This window comes from Mesorhizobium sp. M7A.F.Ca.AU.001.01.1.1 (assembly GCF_004022735.1).
Classification (GTDB): domain Bacteria; phylum Pseudomonadota; class Alphaproteobacteria; order Rhizobiales; family Rhizobiaceae; genus Mesorhizobium; species Mesorhizobium ciceri.
Genome location: NZ_RZPF01000508.1, coordinates 1 through 4,922, shown reverse-complemented (window position 1 = coordinate 4,922; position 4,922 = coordinate 1). Strand labels below are relative to the sequence as shown.

Here is a 4,922-nt window from a genome sequence, read left to right as displayed (position 1 = left end):
GACCGGTTGCGTACCGCACAGAAAACGGCGGATGCCGGTGCCGGCAACATAACCCCGTTCGAAGGCAAAGGGCCGCGCATGGCCCCACCAGCCGCTGAGCGGCTGGCTGATATCGCCGTGGTGGCGCTGCGCGGCATAGATGAAGGCCGGCGCGCCCGGACCGCCGTTGAGGTACTTGTACGTGCAGCCGACAGCGAAATCGGCATTTGCCTGATCGAGCTCGACGGGCAGGGCGCCGGCGGTGTGGCAGAGATCCCAGACGATCAGCGCTCCGGCCGTATGAGCCCTGCGCGTCAGCGCCGCCATGTCGCGCAGTTCACCCGATTTGTAATTGACGTGGTTGACCAGCACCACCGCGACGTTTTCGTCGATCAGATCTTCGATGGTCGGCGCGTCGACGCCCGCGAGGCGCAGCAGGACGCCATCCCGGGTCGAGGCCACGCCTTCGGCGATGTACAGGTCGGTGGGAAAACTGTCACCTTCGGCGACGATGGCTGACCGGCCGGGCCGCATCTCCATCGCTGCGTGCAGCACCTTGTAGATGTTGGTCGATGTCGTGTCGCAGACAACGGTCTGGCCGGCCGCGGCTCCTATCAGGCGTCCGAGTTGGTCGCCGAGTTCGATCGGCATCTCGAACCATCCGGCCGTGTTCCAGGCTCGGATAAGATCTCGGGCCCATTCCTGCGTCGCCGCCTGCTGCAGCTCGCCGAAAACGGCATGAGATGCTGCCCCCAGTGAATTGCCGTCGAGATAGATCACCCCCTCCGGCAGAATGAAACGGTCGCGCATGGCCCGCAGCGGATCCGTGGCATCCATCGCTTCGACTGCGGCGAGATCAGGAATTCCACTCATGGTCAGTCCCCGGTTGTTCGCGAAGGGGTTTCCGCCACAGAGCGTCCCTTCGGTGAGCCTGTTCTCATTTCGATGATGTCAGAGCCGGGTGCGGACCGTCCACAGCTCCGGAAACAGCACGACCTCGAGCATTTTCTTCAGATACGAAGCGCCCGACGTGCCGCCGGTGCCGCGCTTCAGACCGATGATGCGCTCCACCGTGGTGACGTGGTTGAAGCGCCAGCGGCGGAAATAATCCTCGAAGTCGACCAGCTTCTCGGCCAGTTCGTAGAACATCCAGTAGCGCTGCGGATCGCGGTAGATAGTCTGCCAGGCGACCAGGACCTCTTCATTCTCGGTTCGCGTCTCACGCCAGTCCGTGCGCCTGGCATCGGCACCGATGTCGAATCCGTTGCGCGCCAAAAGCAGCAGCGCTTCGTCATAGAGCGACGGCTCGGCCAGAATGGCTTCCAGCTTTCCGCTGAGGTCAGGCCGATGCTTGTGAGGGCCGAGCATGGCCAGGTTGCGGTTGCCGGCCATGAACTCGATGGCGCGATACTGCCAGGACTGGAAACCCGAGGACTGGCCGAGCGCGTCGCGAAACTCGGTGTATTCGCTGGGCGTCATCGTCCGCAGCACATCCCAGGCATTGTTCAGCTGCTCGAAGATGCGCGCGACTCGCGACAGCATCTTGAAGCTCGGCTCAAGCCGGTCGGCGCGGATCGAGCGGATCGCGGCGCCAATCTCGTGCAAAGCGAGCTTCATCCACAGTTCCGAGGTCTGGTGCTGGATGATGAACAGCATCTCGTCATGCGCCGACGAGAGCGGTGTCTGCGCCTCCAGCACTTTCTCCAGGTGCAGATAGTCGCTGTACGACATGCGCTCGTTGAACGACATCTGTGCGCCTTCGGACGCCGGATCGTAGGGCTCGCTCAATTGACTTTCTCCGTGCGCAGCCGGAAGCGCTGGATCTTGCCGGTCTGGGTCTTGGGCAAAGCAGCAATGAATTTCACCGATCGCGGGTATTTGTAGGGCGCGATCGTCGCCTTGACATGGTCCTGCAGGCGCTTGGTCGTCAATGCGTCAGGCGCCACGCCCTGCACCAGCACGACATGCGCCTCGACGATCTGGCCGCGCTCGGCGTCCTCGGCGCCGATCACCGCGCATTCGGCGACGTCGGGATGTGACAGAAGTGCGGCCTCGACCTCGGGGCCGGCAATGTTGTAGCCGGCGCTGACGATCATATCGTCGGAGCGCGCGGCGAAATGGAAGAAGCCGTCCTCGTCCTGCGTGAAGGTGTCGCCGGTGATGTTCCAGCCGTCGCGCACGTAGTCCTTCTGCCTGATATCGGCCATGTAGCGGCAGCCGGTCGGGCCGCGCACCGCCAGCCTGCCGGTCGCGCCGCGCGGTACTTCGCGCATCTCGTCGTCGACGATGCGCGCCTCGTAGCCGCCGACCGGCTTGCCGGTCGACGCGGGCTTCATGTCGCCAAAGCGGTTGGAGATGAAGATGTGCAGCATTTCGGTGGCGCCGATGCCGTCGAGGATCGGCTTGCCGGTCTTTTGCGTCCACTCTTCGAAAACCGGAGCGGGCAAGGTTTCGCCGGCTGAAACGGCAACCCGCAGCGAAGACAAATCGGCACCTTCATCCATGGCCTTCAGCATGGCGCGGTAGGCAGTCGGCGCGGTGAAGGAGATCGTGGCTTTGTAGGTCTCGATGATGTGGATCATGTTGGGTGGCGTCGCCTGCTCCAGCAGCGTCGCCGCCGCACCGAAGCGCAGGGGAAAGATAGCGAGCCCGCCAAGGCCGAAAGTGAAAGCCAGCGGCGGCGAGCCGACGAAGATGTCGTCCGGCGTCACCTCCAGGATTTCGCGGGCATAGGCGTCGGCGATGATCAGGAGGTCGCGGTGGAAATGCATCGTCGCCTTCGGCACGCCTGTCGTGCCCGAGGTGAAGCCGAGCAGCGCGACATCGTCGCGGCCGGTGTTGACGGCGGTGAATGTCACCGGCTTGTCGAGAGCGGCACGATCGAGCTCGGCATCATGGTTGGCGGTGCCGTCGAAGCCTATGACCTGTTTGAGGAAGGTGCTGTCCTTGGCGCAGGCGGTCATCTCGTCCATCAGCCTGGTGTCGCAGAGCGCGACGGTGATTTCCGCCTTGTCGACGATCTTGGCCAGTTCGCCGGCGCGCAGCATAGGCATGGTGTTGACGACCACGGCGCCGACCTTGGTGGCAGCCAGCCAGCAGGCGACCATGGCGGGGTTGTTGGCCGAGCGGATCAGCACCCGGTTGCCGGGCTCGACGCCATAATTCTCGACCAGCGCGTGGGCGAGCCTGTTCGTCCAGTCGGACAGTTCCTTGTAGGTGCGGCGGCGGCCATTGCCGATCAGGGCTGTGCGGTCGCCGAGGCCCTTCTCGACCAGCCGGTCGGTCAGTTCGACACCGGCGTTGAGGCGTTCGGGATAGTCGAAGCCGTCGAGCAGTATATCGGGCCATTGCTCCGGCGGCGGCAGGTGATCGCGCGTGAACGTGTCGATATGCGCTGAAGGCCCAAGCATGTCGCCGCTCTCCCGTCTGCTGCCTGGCCAGTGCGCAATGCGCCTTGGCTGGATGTGGTGGATCCTAAGGTCCTGCTCTGAGGAGGCTTCGTGCTGCCCATCACGCCTGCTCGGAGATGCGCGCCGAAAGGGTGAACATCTGCAGGTGAGGGCAGCACAGCAGACCTCCCATTGTCGGCTGTTCGTGCGGGCAGGATCGCACCAGTCGAAATTTGTTTCAAGCCTAAAATGTTTTTGCCCTGGAGCATTGACGCATGGCGTGGCGCTGGCCATTGCTAGCGCAACAGCGATGCCGTTTTGGGGGAGGGCGCAGATGTTCGAACGTCACATCGTCGATTGGGATGATGCCTATGCCAACGGCGCGAACATTGCCGGCAGCGACCGTTGGCCAGCCGCCTGGTCCGAGCCAGCGGCAGCATTCCGCGATGCGCTCTCGGCAGAGAGCCGGGCACGGCTCGACATCGCCTACGGCGACAGGCCGCGCAATCGGCTCGATCTTTTCCTTCCCAAGGCCGCGCCCAAAGGACTGGTGGTGATTATCCATGGTGGTTACTGGCTGGAGACCGACAAGAGCTTGTGGTCGCATCTCGCCAATGGCGCGGTCGGCAGCGGCTTCGCCGTTGCGATGCCCTCCTACACGCTGTGCCCGGACATACGCATCGCAGGCATCGTCCGGGAGGTCGGGGCGGCGATTGGCAAGGCAGCGGCAATGGTTGACGGACCGCTGATGCTGACCGGACATTCGGCCGGCGGCCATCTCGCCACCCGGATGGTGACGACAACCACGCCTCTGGCGCCGGATGTGGCGCGGCGCATACGCCATGTCGTTTCGATTTCAGGTCTACACGATTTGCGTCCGCTCATGCGCACCGGCATGAACAAGGACCTGGCAATCGACGAAGAGGAGGCGCTGGCTGAAAGCCCAGCCCTGCTGCGCCCGATGGATGGCGCCCGCATCACCTGCTGGGCCGGCGGCGGTGAGCGCGCCGAGTTCCTGCGCCAGAATGCGTTGCTTGCCAACATCTGGACCGGCCTTGGCGCCACCACCAGCACCGTGGTCGAGCCCGACCGGCATCACTACGACATTGTCGACGGCCTTGCCGATCCGGCGCATCCGCTGACACAGAGCTTGATCTCGAGCTAGAGCCGAGATCACTTTCTCGTCTGTTATGAACGGCTTGCCTGGAATTCCTCAGCGCAGCATCAAAACGCTGCAAGCCTCGCCCGCGGCTGCTGCAGGGGCAAACGGCGCCCGCACGATCAGCCCGTTGGCGTCGGCCAGCATTCTCAGCATCGAGGAATCCTGAATGCCGAACGGCGTCGCCACCAGCGCGCCGTCATCTTCCCTGACCACGGCTCGGACATAGTCCTGGCGCAAATCATTGGCCGGCATTGCGGTACCCAGTCGCGCTGGGCGAATGTCCTGGCGATGGTTGCGGCCACCGAGCCGCGCCAGCAGCGGCTTCAGGAACAGTTGCGAGCAGACCAGGCTTGCCACCGGGTTGCCGGGCAGGCCGATGCACCTGATATCGC

Annotated in this window: 4 protein-coding genes and 1 pseudogene; 1 reads left to right on the top strand and 4 read right to left on the bottom strand. The window is 63.9% G+C overall.

Going from position 1 to position 4,922, the window contains the following annotated elements:
* The 3 genes from EN884_RS25660 to EN884_RS25650 form a co-directional block, all read right to left on the bottom strand.
* A partial coding sequence (locus tag EN884_RS25660) for an aminotransferase class V-fold PLP-dependent enzyme (RefSeq protein WP_128360800.1) occupies positions 1-852 on the bottom strand: 852 nt, incomplete at its 3' end.
* Positions 853-930: 78 nt separating this feature from the next.
* On the bottom strand, positions 931-1,767 hold the full coding sequence (gene kynA, locus EN884_RS25655; RefSeq protein ID WP_013531744.1) for a tryptophan 2,3-dioxygenase: 837 nt from the start codon (positions 1,765-1,767) through the stop codon (positions 931-933).
* Positions 1,764-3,389: an AMP-binding protein gene (locus EN884_RS25650; protein WP_063167974.1), complete on the bottom strand. Its 1,626-nt coding sequence runs from the start codon at positions 3,387-3,389 to the stop codon at positions 1,764-1,766. Before EN884_RS25650 ends, kynA begins: the two co-directional genes overlap by 4 nt.
* A 313-nt stretch (positions 3,390-3,702) precedes the next feature.
* On the opposite strand from EN884_RS25650, the gene EN884_RS25645 reads away from it, so the two are divergent.
* Complete coding sequence (locus EN884_RS25645; protein WP_063167975.1) at positions 3,703-4,533, top strand: alpha/beta hydrolase; 831 nt, start codon at positions 3,703-3,705, stop codon at positions 4,531-4,533.
* A gap of 48 nt (positions 4,534-4,581) precedes the next feature.
* On the opposite strand, the pseudogene EN884_RS25640 reads toward EN884_RS25645, so the two are convergent.
* Positions 4,582-4,922: pseudogene (locus EN884_RS25640) on the bottom strand (molybdopterin molybdenumtransferase MoeA); the annotation flags it as partial.

What these genes read in the sequence shown, in the direction of transcription:
- EN884_RS25645 (WP_063167975.1), top strand. Translation starts at nt 3,703, where the DNA reads ATGTTCGAACGTCACATCGTCGATTGGGATGATGCCTATGCCAACGGC.
- EN884_RS25650 (WP_063167974.1), bottom strand. Translation starts at nt 3,389, where the DNA reads ATGCTTGGGCCTTCAGCGCATATCGACACGTTCACGCGCGATCACCTG.